Source organism: Variovorax sp. E3 (assembly GCF_016082275.1).
Taxonomy (GTDB): Bacteria; Pseudomonadota; Gammaproteobacteria; order Burkholderiales; family Burkholderiaceae_C; genus Variovorax.
This window is the reverse complement of the sequence record NZ_MOWM01000017.1, coordinates 1-18,222: the sequence shown is the minus strand read 5'-3', so window position 1 is coordinate 18,222 and position 18,222 is coordinate 1. Positions and strand designations below refer to the sequence as shown.

General features: G+C 68.0%; 17 protein-coding genes, 4 pseudogenes and 2 riboswitches. Of the genes and pseudogenes, 11 read left to right on the top strand and 10 right to left on the bottom strand.

Annotation, left to right across the window (positions count from 1 at the left end; translation table 11 throughout):
• Positions 1 to 119: 119 nt before the first annotated feature.
• Positions 120 to 794 (top strand): response regulator transcription factor, encoded by a 675-nt coding sequence (locus BMG07_RS08985; protein ID WP_198084257.1) that lies wholly within the window; start codon positions 120 to 122, stop codon positions 792 to 794.
• Positions 791 to 2,152: a HAMP domain-containing sensor histidine kinase gene (locus BMG07_RS08980; RefSeq protein WP_198084256.1), complete on the top strand. Its 1,362-nt coding sequence runs from the start codon at positions 791 to 793 to the stop codon at positions 2,150 to 2,152. The genes BMG07_RS08985 and BMG07_RS08980 overlap by 4 nt, the downstream gene beginning before the upstream one ends.
• A gap of 3 nt (positions 2,153 to 2,155) precedes the next feature.
• Here the strand turns inward: BMG07_RS08980 and BMG07_RS08975 are convergent, their stop codons facing one another.
• From BMG07_RS08975 to BMG07_RS08955, 5 genes and pseudogenes are all read right to left on the bottom strand, one after another.
• Entirely contained in the window at positions 2,156 to 2,581 is a 426-nt protein-coding gene (locus BMG07_RS08975; protein ID WP_198084255.1) for a hypothetical protein, read from the bottom strand.
• Entirely contained in the window at positions 2,491 to 2,862 is a 372-nt protein-coding gene (locus tag BMG07_RS08970; RefSeq protein ID WP_198084254.1) for a hypothetical protein, read from the bottom strand. The genes BMG07_RS08975 and BMG07_RS08970 overlap by 91 nt, the downstream gene beginning before the upstream one ends.
• 3 nt (positions 2,863 to 2,865) lie before the next feature.
• On the bottom strand, positions 2,866 to 3,288 hold the full coding sequence (locus BMG07_RS08965; RefSeq protein ID WP_198084253.1) for a thioesterase family protein: 423 nt from the start codon (positions 3,286 to 3,288) through the stop codon (positions 2,866 to 2,868).
• The gene (locus BMG07_RS08960) at positions 3,285 to 4,142 is read right to left on the bottom strand and encodes a DMT family transporter (protein WP_307866913.1); all 858 of its coding nucleotides are present in this window, start codon (positions 4,140 to 4,142) and stop codon (positions 3,285 to 3,287) included. The genes BMG07_RS08965 and BMG07_RS08960 overlap by 4 nt, the downstream gene beginning before the upstream one ends.
• A 20-nt stretch (positions 4,143 to 4,162) precedes the next feature.
• Positions 4,163 to 4,944, bottom strand: a pseudogene (locus tag BMG07_RS08955) (SDR family oxidoreductase).
• Between the two features lie 141 nt (positions 4,945 to 5,085).
• Here BMG07_RS08955 and BMG07_RS08950 point away from each other — a divergent pair.
• A pseudogene (locus BMG07_RS08950) lies at positions 5,086 to 6,782 on the top strand (electron transfer flavoprotein-ubiquinone oxidoreductase).
• 218 nt (positions 6,783 to 7,000) lie between these two features.
• Here BMG07_RS08950 and BMG07_RS08945 read toward each other — a convergent pair.
• The 3 genes from BMG07_RS08945 to BMG07_RS08935 are packed head-to-tail and all read right to left on the bottom strand — an operon-like array spanning position 7,001 to position 9,143.
• Complete coding sequence (locus BMG07_RS08945; protein ID WP_269758788.1) at positions 7,001 to 8,083, bottom strand: hypothetical protein; 1,083 nt, start codon at positions 8,081 to 8,083, stop codon at positions 7,001 to 7,003.
• Entirely contained in the window at positions 8,080 to 8,574 is a 495-nt protein-coding gene (locus BMG07_RS08940; protein ID WP_198084252.1) for a hypothetical protein, read from the bottom strand. Before BMG07_RS08940 ends, BMG07_RS08945 begins: the two co-directional genes overlap by 4 nt.
• A gap of 23 nt (positions 8,575 to 8,597) precedes the next feature.
• Positions 8,598 to 9,143, bottom strand: a complete 546-nt coding sequence (locus tag BMG07_RS08935; protein WP_198084251.1) for a hypothetical protein — start codon at positions 9,141 to 9,143, stop codon at positions 8,598 to 8,600.
• 163 nt (positions 9,144 to 9,306) lie between these two features.
• Between BMG07_RS08935 and denD the strand changes: the two genes are divergently transcribed.
• Genes denD through BMG07_RS08915 form a run of 4 tightly spaced genes read left to right on the top strand, consistent with a single transcriptional unit; the run spans position 9,307 to position 13,110 of the window.
• Positions 9,307 to 10,326, top strand: a complete 1,020-nt coding sequence (gene denD / locus BMG07_RS08930) for a D-erythronate dehydrogenase (protein WP_198084250.1) — start codon at positions 9,307 to 9,309, stop codon at positions 10,324 to 10,326.
• 50 nt (positions 10,327 to 10,376) lie between these two features.
• Positions 10,377 to 11,345: a TRAP transporter substrate-binding protein gene (locus BMG07_RS08925; protein ID WP_198084249.1), complete on the top strand. Its 969-nt coding sequence runs from the start codon at positions 10,377 to 10,379 to the stop codon at positions 11,343 to 11,345.
• Positions 11,342 to 11,836, top strand: coding sequence for a TRAP transporter small permease (locus tag BMG07_RS08920; protein WP_198084248.1), 495 nt, complete (start codon positions 11,342 to 11,344; stop codon positions 11,834 to 11,836). Before BMG07_RS08925 ends, BMG07_RS08920 begins: the two co-directional genes overlap by 4 nt.
• A complete protein-coding gene (locus BMG07_RS08915; protein ID WP_198084247.1) occupies positions 11,833 to 13,110 on the top strand; it encodes a TRAP transporter large permease in 1,278 nt (425 codons plus the stop codon). The genes BMG07_RS08920 and BMG07_RS08915 overlap by 4 nt, the downstream gene beginning before the upstream one ends.
• A 3-nt stretch (positions 13,111 to 13,113) precedes the next feature.
• Here the strand turns inward: BMG07_RS08915 and BMG07_RS08910 are convergent, their stop codons facing one another.
• Positions 13,114 to 13,896: a helix-turn-helix domain-containing protein gene (locus BMG07_RS08910; RefSeq protein WP_198084246.1), complete on the bottom strand. Its 783-nt coding sequence runs from the start codon at positions 13,894 to 13,896 to the stop codon at positions 13,114 to 13,116.
• Between BMG07_RS08910 and BMG07_RS44765 the strand changes: the two are divergent.
• A pseudogene (locus tag BMG07_RS44765) lies at positions 13,802 to 15,180 on the top strand (MFS transporter). The gene BMG07_RS08910 and the pseudogene BMG07_RS44765 overlap by 95 nt on opposite strands.
• 244 nt (positions 15,181 to 15,424) lie before the next feature.
• Complete coding sequence (locus BMG07_RS08900; protein ID WP_198084245.1) at positions 15,425 to 15,739, top strand: hypothetical protein; 315 nt, start codon at positions 15,425 to 15,427, stop codon at positions 15,737 to 15,739.
• A gap of 23 nt (positions 15,740 to 15,762) precedes the next feature.
• Here the strand turns inward: BMG07_RS08900 and BMG07_RS08895 are convergent, their stop codons facing one another.
• Positions 15,763 to 16,182 carry a hypothetical protein gene (locus tag BMG07_RS08895; protein ID WP_198084244.1) on the bottom strand — a complete coding sequence of 140 codons (420 nt, stop codon included), beginning with the start codon at positions 16,180 to 16,182 and terminating at the stop codon, positions 15,763 to 15,765.
• Positions 16,183 to 16,346: 164 nt separating this feature from the next.
• Between BMG07_RS08895 and BMG07_RS08890 the strand changes: the two genes are divergently transcribed.
• Together BMG07_RS08890 and gcvT are read left to right on the top strand one after the other, a co-directional pair.
• Positions 16,347 to 16,895, top strand: a complete 549-nt coding sequence (locus BMG07_RS08890; RefSeq protein WP_198084243.1) for a hypothetical protein — start codon at positions 16,347 to 16,349, stop codon at positions 16,893 to 16,895.
• 28 nt (positions 16,896 to 16,923) lie between these two features.
• A riboswitch (glycine riboswitch) is annotated at positions 16,924 to 17,014 on the top strand.
• Between the two features lie 12 nt (positions 17,015 to 17,026).
• Positions 17,027 to 17,133: riboswitch (glycine riboswitch) on the top strand.
• A gap of 53 nt (positions 17,134 to 17,186) precedes the next feature.
• Positions 17,187 to 18,222: pseudogene (gene gcvT / locus BMG07_RS08885) on the top strand (glycine cleavage system aminomethyltransferase GcvT); the annotation flags it as partial.

The window sequence follows — 18,222 nt, the reverse complement described above, 5'->3', positions numbered from 1 at the left end:
AGCCGCAAGCCTACGTTTGCGGCATGAACCCAGCCTGAAGCGACATGAACGGAAGCTGACTGACCGCCGGGTCGCAATTCGGCGGCGCTAGACTTCTTTTTTTGTTGAAGGAACATGGCGTGCGCATATTGCTGGTCGAAGATGACACTGCGCTGGCAGATGCGGTCTGCAGCTACCTGCTGGCCAAGGCTTTCGTGGTCGACGTGGCCCCCAGCCTGGCCGACGCGCGCGCCGCCCTGCTTTCGGTGCAATACGCGGCGGTGCTGCTCGACCTGCATCTGGGCGACGGCGACGGGCTGTCGCTGCTCCCCCAGGTGCGCGCCCTGCCCGAGCGCCCCATCGTCATCGTGCTGACCGCGCGCGACCAGGTCACCGACCGCATCCGCGGGCTCGACGCCGGCGCCGACGACTACCTCATCAAGCCCTACGACCCGGCCGAGCTGCTGGCCCGCCTGCGCGCGGTCGAGCGGCGGCGCAGCGCCAGCAGCTCGCCCGTGCTGCAGCTGGGCACGCTGGAGATCGACCTGGCCCACGACATGGTGCGCAAGGACGGCACGCCCATCACGCTGACCCAGAAGGAATGGGCGCTGCTGCGCGTGATGGCCACCCGGCCCGAGCGCATCCACACGCGCGAGAACCTGGCCGACGCGCTCTACGGCTTCGGCGACGAGGCCGACAGCAACACGCTCGAAGTCTTCATCAGCCGCCTGCGGCGCAAGCTCGGGCGCAACCACATCCAGACGCTGCGCGGCCTGGGCTACCGCCTGTCGTTCTCGACGGCCGACGACGAATGAGATTCGGCGGCCCCTTCGCAGGAGGCCGCGACTCGCTGGCCGGCCGGTTGACCCGCACGCTGATCCTCTGGGTCGGCGGTGTGTGGCTGATGTGCGTGTTCGCGGTGGTCTGGTACGTAGACCGCGAGATCAACCACAACTTCGACAACGAGCTGGTCGAGGTGTCGCACCGCATGTTCGACATGGCCGTGCAGGAGCTCGACAAGCTGCAGCACGGCAGCGGCGACGGCACCGCCCCGAAGGAGCCGCTGGTCGCGCCCAAGCAGCTGTTCTCCGAAGACGCGGTGATGTACCAGGTGGTCGACATCCACGAGCATGTGCTGCTGCGCTCCGCCGAAGCCCCCGTCGACGCCTTCGACGTGCCGCTGGCCGGCGGTTTCGCCAACAACCAGACCTGGCGCATCTACACCGTGCGGCACCCGACGCTGGGGCTGTACTTCCGGGTGGCCGACCCGCTCGACGAGCGCCGCCACGCGCTGAACCGCACCCTGTTCGGCCTGATCATTCCGCTGGGCGCGGTGCTGCCGCTGCTGGCGCTGGTGCTGCGCAACGTGGCGCGCACCGAGCTGCGCGCGCTGCAGCAGCTGGCCGGCGAGATCGCCAAGCGCAACGGCGCCGACCTGCGCCCGATCACCCTGCCGGGCCTGCCGCTGGAGTTGCGTTCGGTCGGCGACCACGTGAACCGGCTGCTGGAGCGGCTGTCGCAATCGCTGGACGTGGAGCGCGCCCTGGCCGCCAACGCCGCGCACGAGCTGCGCACCCCGCTGGCCGCCGCGCGGCTGCGCCTGCAGACCGCGCTGGAGCACGACCTGCGGCGCAACGACGTGCAGGCCGCGCTCGACGCGCTGCAGATGTTGAGCCACCGCGCCGAAAAGCTGCTGCAGCTGTCGCGCGCCGAGTCGGGCGCCTCGCTGGCGCGCGCGCGGGTCGACCTGGTCCAGTTGGTGGGCACCGTCGCGCAGGACTTCTGGCAAGACCCGCTCACCAACGAGCGCCTGGCGCTCAAGGTGCCCGACACCGTGGCGCCGGTGGCGCTCGGCGATGTCGACGCGCTGGCCATCGCCTTGCGCAACCTGGTGGAAAACGCGCTGCGCTACGGCGGCGGACGCGTGGTGATCGAAGTGACGGCGCCCTGCACGCTGGTGGTGCGCGATTTCGGCGCCGGCGTGAGCGCCGACCTGCTGCACACGCTGCAACAGCGCCACGTGCGCCACGGCCCGGACCGCACGGGCTACGGGCTGGGGCTGTCGATCGTGGGCACCATCGTCGAGAAGCACAACGCGCGGCTGGAGCTGGAGTCGCCGCCGCCCGGCGCGGCGCACGGCTTCGAGGCGCGGATCGTGCTGCAGCCGGCCTGAGCTTCAGCGCGCGGCGGCTTCCTTCCTCGGCGCAAAGTCATACGAGTTGTCGAACCCGAACTGCCGCGCGCTGTACATCGCCGACATCTTCTTGACCAGGTGCTGGCGCACCGACTTCGGCAGCGCGAAGTAGTTGCCGTTGGCCGTGGTCTTGCGGTCGCCGTCGAGGTCGCCGGTGATCGCGTGGATCGTGGCCTTGCGGCCCTGGTGGAAGGTGATGATCTTGATGCGGCCCGTGAAGTCACCGGTGCTGATGCTGTCGGCGCCCTCGAGAACGAAGAAGCGATACACGAGCACGGGGTCGACGAGCCCGTCGCCGTCGATGTCCGTCAGCTCGATCAGCTGGGAGCGGAAGTTGACGCCGCCCTCGTCCTTGCCGGCGAAGTCGCGGATCGACCATTGCCGCGCGAGCGCCTTGCCGCCTTCCACCTTGTAGAGCGACGCCTGGATGACGGAGGACAGCTTTTCCCGGGAAACGGCAAGTCTTGCTTCTCGCCGAGCAGCAGCGCGTAGCTGCCCGACTTGTCGGTGTAGCAATAGCGCTTGAACACGGGGAGCTCGAGGCCGCCGGCCTTCTTCAGTGCCTCGGCGCTCAGGAACGGCGCGTCGGCGGGGCATTCGTTCTTGGCGGCCGGCGCCTGCTGCGCATGGCTCCAGGGGGCCAGCAGCGCGAGCGATGCCAGCGCGAGCAGCTTCGCCTTCGCAAGCATCGGCTACTCGCTCACCAGCGTGCGCAGCCAGTCGGGCAGAGGCAGCGCCTTCTGCTTCGGAAAGTCGACCCAGATGGTGGTCGCGCCGCCCGCCGCGCAGATCACGTCGGGTGCCTCTTCGCGGGCCATGGTGCCCCAGCTCTCGAAGGTGGTGCGGCCCGGGTCGCTCACGTACATCTTCAGCAGCACGTTGCCGGGGTACTCGAGCTGGCGGTAGAAATTGCAGAAGGCATTGACGATCACCATGCCCTCGCCGCCCGGCGTGGGCTCGATGCCGATGGAGCGGATCCAGTCGATGCGCGCGGTTTCCAGGTAGCGGAAATACGTGCCGTTGTTCAGGTGGCCCATGGCGTCCATGTCTCCCCAGCGGATGGGGATCAGGGTTTCGAACACGAGCTTCTTCTTTTCGGGAATTTCGATTCTCATCGGTGCGCCTTGATGGATGCGAGGATGCCCAGCACGAACAACAGCGCCGCGGCCCACTCGGTGGCCTGCGGCCAGCGGCCGTCCCAGACGAAGGAATAGAACAGCGCGAACAGCGTCTCGCTGACGATCAGCTGGCCGCACAGGCTGGCCGACAGCCGCTGGCTCGCGATGTTCCAGAGGATGGTGGCGAGCCACGACGAGCCGAAACCGCTGGCCAGCGCGATCCACACGAAGAGCGTGCCCTCGGGCCGCGCCCGCAGCGTGGCGACGTCGCTGCCCGCCGCCAGCCACAGCACCAGCGCGCCCAGCCCCGTGGCCACGCCGAGCCAGTTGGCCCAGTCGGTCGCGTTGAGTTCGGTGTGACGCTGCAGCCAGGCCGCGTTGAGCAGGCCGTACACCGTCCAGCTCACCATCGAGGCCACCGCCAGCGCAATGCCCCAGCCGAAGCGCGCACCGCCCTCGTCCGCACCCGCGCCGCCATGCTGCGCCGACCATGCGCCGTAGATCATCAGCGCAATGCCCGCGCCCGTGAGCGCCAGCCCCAGCAGCATCATCCAGACCGGGATCGTGCCGATGATGAGGCTGGGCACCTCGGTGCCCGCCGCCTGGATGCCGAAGGCCAGCAGCAGGTAGTAGCCGCTGAAGCCCAGCACGCTGAGCCCCAGGGCCGCCAGCGCCTGCCGGCCGCTGGGCCAGCGCACGGCGGCCGGCCGCGCGAACACCGCGAGCCCCGAGACGGCGCCGAACACCAGGAAGCGCGCGGCCGTGATGTCGACCATGCCGAAGTGCCCCACCATGCGCGGCGCCACGAACACCAGCCCCCAGAGCGCGCCCGCACCCAGGCCGGCGGCAATGCCGATCCAGGCCCGCGGGCTCAGAGCGCGAACCCGTCGTCGGCCGCGATGACGGCGCCGTTCACGAAATGGCTCTGTCCGCTGGCCAGCAGCACGATCAGCCCGTCCAGGTCTTCGGGCTTGCCCACGCGCTTGCGCGGCAGCATGTTGACCAGCTTGGCGCCGCCTTCGGTGGTCCAGTGTTCTTCGTTGAGTTCGGTCGTGATGTAGCCCGGGCACAGCGCGTTCACGTTGATGCCGAAGCGGCCCCACTCCAGCGCCATGGCCTTGGTCATCTGCACCACCGCGATCTTGCTCATGCAGTACGTGCCGATCTGCGGCATGACCTTGAGCGCCGCCGCCGACGCGATGTTGATGATGCGCCCGCCGATGTAGGTGCCCGGCGCCGTGCCGGTGGCGCGTGCCAGCATGCGCTTGCCCACCTCTTGCGCGACGAAGAACGAGCCCTTGACGTTGGTGTCGAAGATGTAGTCGTAGTCGTCGGGCGTCACGTCCTGCAGGCGCTGCGTGGTGCTCACGCCCGAGTTGTTGACCAGCACGTCGATGGGGCCGACCTCGGTCTCGGCGCGCGCCACGGCGGCCTTGATGCTGCCGATGTCGGTCACGTCGAGTTCGACCACATGGCGTCGCCGCCCTCGCCTTCGATGCGCGCGCGCAGTTCCTTGAGCTTCTCGACACGGCGGCTCGCCAGCACCACCGCGGCCCCCGCGCGGGCCAGCGTTTTGGCGAACTGGGCGCCCAGCCCGCTGGAGGCGCCGGTGACGAGGGCCACGCGGCCCGAGAGATCGATGCTGTAAGCCATGAACTTGAATCCTGTGGAGTCGCGCAGGTGACGCGGGGAGCCCTGTCCAAGAGCGACACGGATCGCCCGCGGACGCCGCATAAAATGCCCCGCAACCCGGGATGCCCCGCGCCTCGAAAAATCATTATCGATCCAACCCACATGACCCACGACGAAATCCTCGCCCAGTTCGGCCCTCGCGAAGCCATGGAATACGACGTGGTCGTGGTCGGCGGCGGCCCGGCCGGCCTCTCGACCGCGATCCGGCTCAAGCAGCTTGCCGCGCAGCATGAAAAAGAGATCTCGGTCGTGGTGCTCGAAAAGGGTTCCGAGCCCGGCGCGCACATCCTGTCGGGCGCCATCATGGACCCGCGCGCGCTCAACGAACTGCTGCCCGACTGGAAGGAACTGGGCGCCCCGCTGAACCAGCCCGTCACCGACGACGCATGGTATTCCTGGGCGAAAAGGGCAGCCTGCGCACGCCCAACGCGTTCCTGCCGGCGTGCTTCCAGAACCACGGCAACTACATCATCAGCCTGGGCGCGTTCACCAAGTGGCTGGCACAGCAGGCAGAGAACCTGGGCGTGGAAATCTTCCCCGGCTTCCCCGCCGCCGAGGTGCTCTACAACGAAGACGGCTCGGTGCGCGGCGTGGCCACGGGCAACATGGGCGTGGGCAAGGACGGCGAGCCGACCGAGAACTTCCAGCTCGGCATGGAACTGCTGGGCAAGTACACGGTGTTTGCCGAAGGCGCGCGCGGCCACCTGGGCCGCCAGCTCATCGCCAGGTACAAGCTCGACGCCGGCAAGGACCCGCAGACCTACGGCCTGGGCGTGAAGGAAGTCTGGGAAATCGACCCCAAGCGCCACCAGCCCGGCTTCGTGCTGCACACGGCCGGCTGGCCGATGAAGAGCGACACCTACGGCGGTGCGTTCCTGTACCACATGGAGGACAACAAGGTCACCATGGGCTTCATCACCGGCCTGGACTACAGCAACCCGTACCTGAGCCCGTTCGAGGAAATGCAGCGCTGGAAGCTGCACCCCAACATCCGCTGGTACCTCGAAGGCGACGAGGCCAAGGGCATCAAGCCGGCCAAGCGCATCGGCTACGGCGCGCGCGCCATCACGGCCGGCGGCCTGATGTCGCTGCCCAAGACGGTGTTCCCGGGCGGCGCGCTGGTCGGCTGCGAGGCCGGCTACCTGAACGTGAGCCGCATCAAGGGCAGCCACGCCGCCATCAAGACGGGCATGCTGTGCGCCGAGGCCGCGTTCGACGCGGTGCAGGCCGGCCGCCAGCACGACGAGCTCACGGCCTACCCGGCCGCGTTCGAGAAGAGCTGGCTGCACGCCGAGCTGAAGAAGGCGCGCAACTTCAAGGCCTGGTTCAAGAAGGGCCTGGGCATTGCCACGCTGATGAACGGCATCGAGCAATGGCTGCTGAAGGGCAACATTCCGTGGACGCTGCGCCGCACCAAGGCCGACCACCTGTACCTGAAGCCGGCGGCCGAGTGCAAGCCCATCGTCTATCCGAAGCCCGACGGCAAGCTCACCTTCGACCGGCTCTCCAGCGTGTTCATCAGCAACACGAACCATGAAGAGCAGCAACCGGCCCACCTGACGCTGAAGGATGCGACGGTGCCGGTGAACATCAACCTCGAGAAGTTCGCGGGACCCGAGAGCCGCTACTGCCCGGCCGGCGTGTACGAGTTCGTGGGCACCGACGACGGCAAGCAGCGCCTGCAGATCAACGCGCAGAACTGCGTGCACTGCAAGACCTGCGACATCAAGGATCCGACGCAGAACATCGTGTGGGTGACGCCTGAAGGTGGTGGCGGGCCGAACTACGTGGGCATGTAAGGCGCCCGCCGTGCGAACTTGAAAAGCCCTCTTCGGAGGGCTTTTTTGTTTCTGCCGCGGAGGCGTTCAGGGCGAGTGCGAAGGACACCGGGTGACTCCCTCCGCGAATGTCCCCCGGCCTGCGGCCTCCTCCTTTATTTCGCTGCGGGAGTCACCCGATGCCCTGCGCACAATGAGCGCTGACGGGGGGCATTCTTCGGGACGAAACCGGCAATGCCTCAGGCCAGGTACGCAGCCACCTCTTCGGGCGTCAGAAAGCGAACGAGCGACACGTGCGCTTTCTGCTCGGAGTGAAGCACGTGGTTGAACCCGGTCCAGCTGCGACCGGGCTTGTCTTCCGTCTCCAATGCGACGAGCACCAGCCGGCCCTGCCGACGGACGTTTTCGCGCAGCGTGCCTTCGCCCCAGGACCACGCCATGCGATCGACCAGTTCGCCCTTGGCGAAGGCGGTGGCCTGCAGCCAGAGGTATTCGGCGCAGTCGCTGGGTCGAGGCTCGTCGTCTTCATCCTCTCGGGCCTCGGCCACGGGCTGCCGGATGCCGAGCGCCTTGGCGTGTTCCCGCATCAAGTCCTGCAGGAGCGAGAACGCGTGGAAGTTGTTGTTGAGGCCATGGGCCTTCACGACCATGCCGGCGCGCGACGTGGGCAGCAACACGACGAGTTCGTCTTCGTAGGCCAGTTGCGCGGCGCCCCGCAAGAAATGCAGTTGCTCGAAAGGCAGCGTGTCGCTCGTGCTCATCGCGTCGATGCGCGTCACCAGCTCGCCGTCAGCCAACAGCGCGCGGTGGTTGCGCACGTCGCGCATGACCATCGCCATCAACGGCAGCACCAGCAGGTCGACCGAGGCCTGGCGGGCTCCGACCTCGAAGCGCTCCTGGGGCTTCAATGCATCGAGCGCGGCGTTGGCGGCTTCCCAGGCGGCCAGGTCGGGGTCTTCTTCGTCCTGTTCATCCTCGTCTTCCTCCTGCGGCTCCGTCGCGCAAAAGGGCTCGAGCGACGCGAGCAACTGCCCCATGAGCCGCTGCGCCGCATCGAACAACAGGTGCGGGTCGGCCCCGTTTTCCACGAGGGCGCCGCAGAACAACGCCAGCAACGCGGCGCGATGCGGGTGCAGGTCGGGCAGCAGCGTTGCGGCAATGCGCAGCACGTCGTCCTTCCCCGGGTCGTTCACCACCGAGAGATAGAAATCCCTGACGTCCTCGCGCGTGAAGAACGAAGGCTGCGTATCGAGGTCGGCATCGCGCAGCACCGGCTGGCGCAGCGTCGCCAGAAAGTCGGGGGGAAATGCCGTCGTCGTCATGGACGGAACCTCAACGGACCCCGACTCCCCCACGAAAGCGCGCCAAGCAGGCCGCCAACCATCGGCATGCAAAGCGCCATGACCGCATACCAGGTCGGCACCGAGCCCTGCGGCTGGCCGAACATCATGATCACGACGAAGGAAGTGACCAGCAACCCCGTCACGGTGGCATGCAGATACGGCTTGCTCGGCGCGAACGATGCGGCGACGCGGCCGGCCGCCATCTGCACGCAAAAGTCGATGATGAGGATCAGCGCGAAACGGGGCGTCAGCGCATAGCCGTAGATCTCGGCGTAGATTTCCTTCTGTGAATAGCCCTGCGCCTTCATGAGCCACATCGTCGCGTTGGAGAACAGGGTGTCCAGATAGGCTTGGCCCCCAACGCCCACCATCGCCGCCAACAAAGTCGCCTGCCAGCTGAAGCCGTCGCCCCCGACAAGGTCTGGGTCGATGCCCTTCACCGCATCCGTCGCTTCGAACCGTTTGTCCATATGTCCTCCTCTTGCCCCAGACTTTAGCGAGCGTTGGTGGACTCGGCCACAGGCGCGACACAGAAAAACTTGCGGGCCTTGGCCGAGAAGCCGAAGGCGTATGCCCAGCAGGCCAGGATGCAGAACAGCAGCACGATGCCCACGGCTTCCGCGGAGTCGTCGGTCGTTGGCGCAAGGCGCCAATACGAGGTGCTCGAGGACGAGACATGCCCCCCGAACTTGAGATAGCCAATCAGCACGACCACACCGGCGAGCAGCAGCAATCCCGACCATCGTCCATAGGCCGCTCGCCGCTGCGTACCAACCAAGGCGCCCACTGCACACGCGACGAAACCAAGCCGGAATGCGTATTCGAAGAACGCCGGTGCAACTGCCCACTCGAACTGCGGGTTCTGCACCAGGTGAACAGTTAGGCCCCACAAACCCGTCACCGACAACCCGCACACGACGACGGACAGCAGTTGCACGAGCCAGGCCGTGATCGGCCTCCTCGCGGGCAGCAACGCTGCGCGTGGCCTCTCGAGCGCAGCGGCGGGTGCGGCATAGGGATTGCGGTGCAGCTCGCTCATCTCCGCACCGTCGCTCGCAGCTTCATGGTGTTCCCTCTTTTTCTTTGTATGCCCCGCCGTGCGGCGGGTGACTCTCGAACGGGCCACACTATATCGGCGGTCCACGCGCACTTTGCTCGCTTTGCGTATTCTTCGGGCTCACCAAAGCCAGGAGACACCCCCCATGCACATCGTCATCACCGGCGGCGCCGGCTTCCTGGGCGCGCGCCTTGCCCGCACCCTGCTCAAGCAAGGCCGGCTCTCGCTGGCCGGCGCGCCGGCGCGAGCCATCGAACGCATCACGCTCGTCGACCGCGCCGCGCCCCCCGCCGACCTCGCGGCCGACGCACGCATCACCGCCGTCACCGGCGACCTGAACGCCCAGCTCGCGGCCGATGCAGACGCCCCCTTCTGGCGCGAGGCCGACGCCGTCTTCCACCTGGCCGCCGCCGTCAGCGGCGAGTGCGAGGCCGACTTCGACCTGGGCATGCGCAGCAACTTCGCGGCCACGCACGCGCTGCTCGAGCGGCTGCGGGCACTCGGCACGAAGCCGGTGCTCGTCTTCGCCAGCTCGCTCGCGGTGTTCGGCGACTCGCCCGAGCAGCCGCTGCCCCCGATGATCGAAGACCACACGCTGCCCACGCCGCAGACCAGCTACGGCATCCAGAAATTCATCGGTGAACAGCTGGTGGCCGATTTCACGCGCAAGGGCTTCGTGCGCGGGCGCAGCGTGCGGCTCATGACGGTGAGCGTGCGGCCGGGCAAGCCCAACGGCGCGGCCTCGGGTTTCTTCAGCGGCATGATCCGCGAGCCGCTGGCCGGCCTGCGCGCCGCCTGCCCCGTGCCCGACGCAACGCCTGTCGCCATTGCGTCACCCGCGCGCACCATCGAAGGCATCGTGCGCGCCGCCGAGGCGACCGACGCCCAATGGGGGCCGCGCACCGCGCTCAACCTGCCGTCGCTGGCCACCACCGTGGGCGACATGGCCGCGGCGCTGGAGCGCGTGGCGGGCAAGGCCGCCACCGCCCTGCTCGACCGCACGCCCGACGCAACCATCCAGCGCATCGTGAAGACCTGGCCCGGCCACTTCGAGACGGCGCGCGCACGGGCGCTGGGGCTTGCGGCCGACGAGAGCTTCGAGGCGGTGATTCGCGAGTACGTCCGTGAAAATCCCGACGCGGTGACGCTCCCCGGTGTTGCATAGTCAGGCAAGCGCGCCTGACGCGTTCCTGACCACAACTCCCCGGAGACACCATGAAATTCGGCCCCATCGCCGCCGCTTGCCTTTCGCTCGCCCTCAGCTCGGTCGCCTTCGCGCAGACGACGATGAAGATCAGCATCTCGACCGCGCAGAACTCCCACCAGGGCGTGGCCATCGACACCTTCGCCAAGGAAGTCGAGAAGCGCACGGGGGGCCGCTACAAGGTCCAGACCTTCTACAACGGCTCGCTCGGCGGCGAGCGCGAGTCGATCGAGGCGGTGCAGCTGGGCACGCAGGAGCTGGCGTTCTCCTCGACCGGCCCGGTGCCGAACTTCGTGCCCGAGACCAAGATCCTCGACGTGCCTTTCCTGTTCCGCGACAAGGCCCACGCGCGCGCCGTGCTCGACGGCCCGATCGGCCAGGAAATGCTGACCAAGTTCGACGCCAAGGGCTTCAAGGCGCTGGCCTGGGCCGAGAACGGCTTTCGCCACATGACCAACAGCAAGCGTGACGTGAAGGCCCCCGAAGACCTGAAGGGCCTGAAGATGCGCACGATGGAAAACCCGGTGCACATCGCGGCCTACAAGGGCTTCGGCATCATCACCACGCCGATGGCCTTCCCCGAAGTGTTCACCGCGCTGCAGCAAGGCACGGTCGACGGCCAGGAGAACCCGCTGCCGGTCATCATCTCGGCCAAGTTCGACCAGGTGCAAAAGCACCTGTCGCTCACGGGCCACGTCTACTCGCCCTGCATCTTCCTGATGAACAAGGCGAGCTTCGACAAGCTCAGCGCTGCCGACAAGACGGCGTTCCTCGAAGCCGCCAAGGAAGGCACCAAGGCCAACCGCGCGCGTGTCGACGAAGACGACGCCAAGGGCGTGGCCGACCTGCGCGCCAAGGGCATGACCGTGATCGACAACGTCGACAAGGCCAAGTTCGTCGCCGCGCTCGCGCCGGTCAATGCCCAGTTCGAGAAGGAATTCGGCAAGGCGAATCTCGACAAGATCCGCGACTACAAGTGAAAGACCGATTCCTCGGCATCGAGCGCTGGACCACCGGCGTCTCGATGGCATTGGCCTGCGTGATGCTGGTCGTGGCATCGGCCCTGGGCGTGTTCCAGATCGTCACCCGTTTCGTGCTGGAGCAACCGGCCGAATGGAGCGAGATCCTGATCCGCGTGAGCCTCATCTGGATGGTGTTCCTCGGCATCCCGATGGCATTTCGCCAGGGCGCGATGGTGAGCGTGGACGTGCTCTACCGCTGGAGCCCGCCGCGCATCCGCCGCGTGCTCGACGCGGTGGTGAGCATCACCGCGCTGGCGCTGATGCTGGTCATCCTCTGGTGGGGCTGGGACTATGCGATGCGCGGGCGCGTGCAATCGATGGCCGGGCTCGAAAGCCTCTCGATGATGTGGTCGTACCTGGCAATGCCGGTCGGCTCGCTGTTCTGCCTGTTTGGCATCGTCGGTAATTTTCTCGACCCGAAGCGGCTCGAACTGGAGACCGCGCAATGAGTGTCGTGATGGTTGCAACGATGGTGCTGTGTTTTGCACTGTCGGTCTCGGTGGCGGTGTCCATCGGCTTGGCGTCGATCCTGGGGATCCAGGTGACGAACGCCAACATGCTGATCTCCGTGAAGGAGATGTTCAACGCGATCAACAAGTTTCCGCTGGCGGCCATTCCGTTCTTCATCCTGGCGGGCAACCTGATGGAAACGGGCGGCATCTCGCGCCGGCTGGTGGAGTTCGCCAAGAGCATCGTGGGCGGCGTGCAGGGCGGCCTGCCGATGACCTGCGTGCTCACCTGCATGATCTTCGCGGCGGTGTCGGGCTCGTCGGTGGCCACCACCTTCGCGATCGGCGCCATCCTGATCCCGGCGCTCATCAAGCACGGCTACCCGACCTCGTACGCGGCGGCCCTGCAGGCCACCAGCGCGGAGCTGGGCGTGATCATTCCGCCGTCGATTCCGATGATTCTCTACGGCGTGAGCGCCGAAGTGTCCATCGGCGAGCTGTTCATCGCGGGCTTCGGCCCCGGCATCCTGATCAGCCTGGCGCTCATGCTGTTCGTGTGGGTCTACTGCAAGTGGAAGGGCTGGGGCAAGACCGACGGCGAAGGCCGCATGCCCTTCGGCCGCGCGCTGTGGCAGGCCGGCTGGGCGCTGCTGATGCCCGTGATCATCCTCGGGGGCATCTACGGCGGGATCTTCACGCCGACCGAAGCCTCGGCGGTGGCGGTGTTCTATGCGCTGGTGGTGGGCGTGGGGATCTACCGCGAGATCAAGCTGAAGGACCTGTACGTCATCTTGCGCAAGTCGGTGCTGTCGTCGGCGGTGATCATGTTCATCATCGCCAACGCCGGGCTGTTCGCGTTCCTGATCACCCGCGCGGGCGTGCCCGACGCCATCGGCCACTGGCTGCAGGAAGTGCTGAAGTCGCCGGCGATGTTCCTGCTGGGCGTGAACGCGGCGCTGTTCGTGATCGGCATGTTCATCGAGACGAGCGCGGCCATCATCGTGCTGGCGCCGATCCTGGCGCCGGTGGCGGTGCACTTCGGCATCGACCCGGTGCACTTCGGCCTGATCATGGTGGTGAACCTGGCGCTGGGCATGATCACGCCGCCCTTCGGCGTGAACCTGTTCGCGGCCTGCACGGTGGCGCGAATATCGCTGGACCGCATCGTGCGGCACCTGGTGCCTTTCGTGCTCGTGATCCTGGCCTGCCTGATGGTGATCACCTACGTGCCGTGGGTGTCGCTGGCGCTGCGCGACCTGGTCTACGCCAGGTAGTTTCTACGGCACGCGGCGCAGGTACACGCTGGGCGGCACGCCCAGCGTGCGCCGGAACATGGCTGTGAAGGCGCTCGGGCTCTCGTAGCCGTGCGCCAGCGCCACCTCCAGAATCGACGCACCCGCCGCCAGCCGGGGCAGGCTCAGCAGCAGCCGCGCCTGCCGGCACCACGCCCCGAAGTTCATGCCCGTCTCGCGCTGGAACAGGCGCGCGAGCGTGCGCGTGTTCATGTGCAGGCGCAGCGCCCAGTCGTCCAGCGTGGCGGGCAGCGAGGGGTCGCGCACCAGTTCCTCGCACAGCACGGCCAGGCGCGCATGGCGCGGCATCGGCACATGCAGCGACAGCGCGGGCGCGGCCTCGATCTCGTCGAGGATCAGCTCCATCACGCGCTCGTCGCGGCCACCCGGCGCGTAGTCCAGCGGCAGCGCCACGGCGGTGACGATCAGCTCGCGCAGCAGCGCGCCCACATGGATCACGCGGCACTCGGCACCCAAATGCGCGCGCGTGCCCGGCTCGACGAACACGGTGCGCATCTGCACCTCGCCCGCCATGCGGATCTGGTGCGCCATGCCCCCCGGCACCCACACGCCGCGCCCGGTCGGCACCACCCAGCTGCCGGCCGCGGCGCTCACCAGCATCACGCCCGAGATCGCGTGGATCAGCTGGTCGCGCCGGTGCGCGTGCGACGGAATGAAGGCGTCGCCGGCAGGGTCGGTCGCCAGCACCGCGACGGCGCGCGGGGTCGACTCGCCCTCTTCGGGACGCAGGTTGATGGCTTTGTCCATTTCTCGACGATGCTTGTTGATTCGTAGCAAGAACATCTTCGCACGGCTTCCTACGATGCTTTTTTCTCCAGGAAATGAAAGAAGCGATCGAATGAACAAGCGCCGACTCGGGCTGCTCACGGGCACCCATGCCGTCAATGACCTTTATCAGGGCCTCGTGCCCGCCCTGCTGCCGTTCATGGTGCTGGAGCGCGGCTACAGCTACACGGCCGTGGCCGGGCTGATGCTGGCGGCCACGGGCCTGTCGAGCGTGGTGCAGCCGCTGTTCGGCCTGTATGCCGACCGGCATCCGCGCAGCTGGCTGGTGCCCACGGGCTTCCTGGTGGCCGCGCTGGGCGTGGTGCTGGCGGGCATCAGCCAGAGCTACCTGCTGACCTGGATCGCCACCGCGCTGTGCGGGCTGGGCATCGCGGCCTACCACCCGCCCGCCACCGTGGCGCGCGCGCGGCCGGCGGCGCGTCGCAGAAGGCGATGAGCGTGTTCTCGGTGGGCGGCACCATCGGCGCGTCGTTCGCGCCGGTGCTGGCGGCCACCGTGGTCGGCGGCGGAAGCTTGTCGCGCAGCTACCTGCTGGCCGTGCCGGCGCTGGCGATGGGCGTCGTGTGGGTGGTCGCGAACACCGGGCGCAACGCAGCGGCCGCCGCCACGGCCGCCGCCGCCGCGCGCAAGGCGGCCGGCCATGTGCTGAAGCCGCACAACGACTGGCGCGCCTTCAGCCTGCTGGTGCTGACCATCGTGGGCTGGTCGATCCCGTACGTCACGGTGCTGTCGATGCTGTCGCTGCGCATCACGCGCGACCTGCACGGCACGGCCTTCCAGGGCGCGGCGGCGCTGACCTCGTTCACCGCCGCGGGCGCCGTGGGTACGCTGCTCGGCGGCTGGCTGGGCGACCGCATCGGCCGCATGGGCACCATCCGCGCCGGCTACCTGCTCGCGCTGCCTTCGCTCGCGGGCCTGGTGCTTGCGCCGAGCGCCGGCTGGGCGCTGGCCTGCACGGCGCTGCTCGGCATGTGCATGTTCCTGCCCTTTGCCGCGCAGGTGACGCTGGCGCAAGACTACCTGCCGCGCAACCCGGCCACGGCCAGCGGCATCACGCTGGGGCTGGCGCTGTCGGTGGGCGGGCTGGTGTCGCCGCTGTTCGGCATGCTGTCCGATGCGCGCGGGCTCGGCGTCACGCTCACGGCCGTGCTGTGCGTGCTGTGCGTGGCGACGGTGCTGGCGCTGCGGCTGCGCAACCGGTCGATGCAAGTGGTGCCGGCCGAGGCGGAAGGCGCGGCGGCCTGAACGCTGGAAGCCGGTGCGGCGCGCGTTCTTTCGCTGCCAGAATCTGCGTCGGGCTCGACGCCGATCACTGACAAAGAGGGAACCGCGCCATGAACCGATCCTTGACCTGCCTCGTGGCTGGCGGCCTGCTGGCCACGGCCGCATTCGCGGCCACGCCGACGGCCCCCGCCGCAGCGGCAACGCCGGCCGCCACGCAGGCGCCGGCACCGGCCCCACGGCCAGCATCGCCGAAGTCGAGGCCGCCGTGCGCGCCTGGGCCGCCGCCTGGTCGGCCCGCGACACAGACCGCTACCTCGCCGCCTACGCGCCCGACTTCACGCCGCCGCGCAACCAGGACCGCAAGCGCTGGGAGACCGACCGGCGCGCGCGCATCACGGAAAAGTCGAGCATCAGCGTGGGCATCGAAGACCTCGTGATCAGCGTCAACGGGCAGGCCGCGAGCGCGAAATTCAAGCAGCTCTACCGCGCCGACAAGGTGAAGGAAACGGGCCGCAAGACGCTGGAGCTGCAGCGCGTGGGCAGCCAGTGGCTGATCAGGAAGGAAAGCGCGGGCGGCTGATCGATGCGCATGCGGGGGCTGGCTCACAGCCCCAGCTTGGTCAAGGCCCAGGCCACGGTGCCCAGTTGCACCACGTTGAGCGCCATCCCCGCGATGTGAAGCTGGCGGAACTGCCGGGCCGACAGATCGACCGCCGGGATCGTGCCGCGCAGCAGGTCCATGCGCGGAATGACGAGCCAGCGGCGCAGCGAGAACGCCAGGCCCGCAATGAACGCCATGCCCACGGCAAAGACCGGTTTGCCCGACCACGCATAGCAGAGCGCCGCCGCGCTGGCCGTCAGCGTCACCGCCATGTAGTAGACGTTGAACAGGCCCCGGATGAAGCGCGAGTCCAGCGGCGTGTCGTGCTTGAGGATGAGCAGCGGCAGCGAGCCCATCATGAAAAAGCCCATCCACACCAGCAGCAGGACGGTGGCCGTGAGCGCAAAGACGATGGGAAGCATCTGGTGAACCCCTCCGCGGAGCCGGAGCATACCTCCGGGCAGGGCCGTTGCGGTATCGGAAATCGCTCGCGACCGCCGCCTTTTCCTTAAGCGAAAAGGGTTCATGAAGATGTCACTGCTTGCAACGATGCTTCAGCCCTCGATCTCCGAAAGCTGTGGCTGCCATGTTCCCTACCAAGACCGACAAGGCGCGCGACGAACTCCAGGGCGGACAGCGCACGCTCAGCCAGCGCGAGCGCGCGCTGCTGCTCATGGCCGATGGCCGACGCTCGCTGACCGATTTCAGTCCGCTGTTCAGCACCAAGGACGAAGCCGCGCAAGCGATCCAGGCGCTGGTGCAGCGCGGCTATCTGCAGACCCCGAAGGCCGCGGTCGCGCCCCCTGTTGCGCCGGCGCCGGCCCAACCCGAGCCGATCGCCGCGGCCGAGCCGATCCAGATCGCCACTTCGGCCGACACCTTCGACGGCAAGCGCTCGCTGGCCACCACGCGCATGTTCCTGTTCGACATCTGCGAGCGCATGTTCGTGCGCCGCGACCCGAAGTTCGCGCTGCAGATGCGCGACGCCCTGCGCGAAGCGCGCGACCGCGAGGCGATGCTGACCATCGCGGCGCTGATGCTCACGGAAATCGAGAAGTCGGCCGGCCCCGAGCGCGCCGAGTCGCTGCGCGAGCGGATCGACAAGCTCTTGCCGCCGGCCGAGATCGTTCACTGAGCCGAATCCGCCCGCGCATCAACTACACTCCCCGATGTCAGGAGAGAGCCCCGCCAGCCGGGGCCGCCGAAGGCGCAGGGGTTTCCCGAACGCTCAGGCAAAAGGACTGACAAGGCGCCGGTGAACACCGGCGTTTCCTTGCTGGAGAGAGGCCGTTGCCCACGCGCAGCGGCCCACCGAAGGAGCAAACCCCGATCGTGGGGCGAATCTCTCAGGTAAAGCGGACAGCAGGGGTGGCCCATGGCTTGCGTCATGGAATTCGTCTGCCCCTTTTGCCCCCTGGAGCGCCCCATGGCTTCCTCTTCCGCCGATTCCGCAGCCTCCGCTCCCCTCCTCAAGACGCCGCTGTACGACCTCCACGTGGCGCTCGGCGCCCGCATGGTGCCCTTTGCCGGCTACTCGATGCCGGTGCAGTACCCCGCCGGCCTCATGGCCGAGCACAAGCACACGCGCGATGCGGCCGGCCTGTTCGACATCTCCCACATGGGCCAGTTGCGCCTTGTCGGCCCCGACGCCGCCGCCGCCTTCGAGACCCTGATGCCTGTCGACGTGATCGACCTGCCCGCCGGCAAGCAGCGCTACGGCCTGCTGCTGAACGACGAGGGCGGCATCCTGGACGACCTGATGTTCTTCAACGAAGGCAATGGCTCGCTCTTCGTGATCGTCAACGGCGCCTGCAAGGTGGCCGACATCGCCCACATCCAGCAGAAGATCGGCGCCCGCTGCAGCGTGCAGCCCCTGCCCGACCACGCCCTGCTCGCGCTGCAGGGCCCGCAGGCCGCCGCCACGCTGGCGCGGCTGTCGCCCGGCATCGAGCGCTTCGTGTTCATGACCGGCGGCGCGGTGCGGATCGGCGGCATTCCGGCCTTCGTCACGCGCAGCGGCTACACCGGTGAAGACGGCTTCGAAATCTCGGTGGCCGCCAGCGACGCCGACGCCCTCGCCCGCCTGCTGCTGGCCCAGCCCGAGGTCAAGCCCGTCGGCCTGGGCGCGCGCAATTCGCTGCGGCTCGAAGCCGGCCTGTGCCTGTACGGCAACGACATCGACACCACCACCACGCCGGTCGAGGCGTCGCTCAACTGGGCGATGCAGAAGGTGCGCCGCGCCGCGGCGCGCGCGAAGGCGGCTTTCCGGGCGCGGCAAGAATCCTCGCCCAACTCGCCGCCGCGACGGCAGGCGCCGCCGGCCACACCGACCACGACACGCTGAAGCGCAAGCGCGTGGGCCTCGTCGCGCTCGAGCGCATTCCGGTGCGCGACGGCACGCTGCTGCAGTCCTTCGAAGGCCACGACATCGGCATCGTCACCAGCGGCCTGCTCGGCCCCAC

Bases quoted from the DNA above. Each gene is read 5' to 3' on its own strand.
- BMG07_RS08980 (WP_198084256.1), top strand. From the start codon at position 791: ATGAGATTCGGCGGCCCCTTCGCAGGAGGCCGCGACTCGCTGGCCGGC.
- BMG07_RS08970 (WP_198084254.1), bottom strand. From the start codon at position 2,862: ATGCTTGCGAAGGCGAAGCTGCTCGCGCTGGCATCGCTCGCGCTGCTG.
- BMG07_RS08965 (WP_198084253.1), bottom strand. From the start codon at position 3,288: ATGAGAATCGAAATTCCCGAAAAGAAGAAGCTCGTGTTCGAAACCCTG.
- BMG07_RS08945 (WP_269758788.1), bottom strand. From the start codon at position 8,083: ATGACGACGACGGCATTTCCCCCCGACTTTCTGGCGACGCTGCGCCAG.
- BMG07_RS08940 (WP_198084252.1), bottom strand. From the start codon at position 8,574: ATGGACAAACGGTTCGAAGCGACGGATGCGGTGAAGGGCATCGACCCA.
- BMG07_RS08935 (WP_198084251.1), bottom strand. From the start codon at position 9,143: ATGAGCGAGCTGCACCGCAATCCCTATGCCGCACCCGCCGCTGCGCTC.
- denD (WP_198084250.1), top strand. From the start codon at position 9,307: ATGCACATCGTCATCACCGGCGGCGCCGGCTTCCTGGGCGCGCGCCTT.
- BMG07_RS08925 (WP_198084249.1), top strand. From the start codon at position 10,377: ATGAAATTCGGCCCCATCGCCGCCGCTTGCCTTTCGCTCGCCCTCAGC.
- BMG07_RS08915 (WP_198084247.1), top strand. From the start codon at position 11,833: ATGAGTGTCGTGATGGTTGCAACGATGGTGCTGTGTTTTGCACTGTCG.
- BMG07_RS08910 (WP_198084246.1), bottom strand. From the start codon at position 13,896: ATGGACAAAGCCATCAACCTGCGTCCCGAAGAGGGCGAGTCGACCCCG.
- BMG07_RS08895 (WP_198084244.1), bottom strand. From the start codon at position 16,182: ATGCTTCCCATCGTCTTTGCGCTCACGGCCACCGTCCTGCTGCTGGTG.
- BMG07_RS08890 (WP_198084243.1), top strand. From the start codon at position 16,347: ATGTTCCCTACCAAGACCGACAAGGCGCGCGACGAACTCCAGGGCGGA.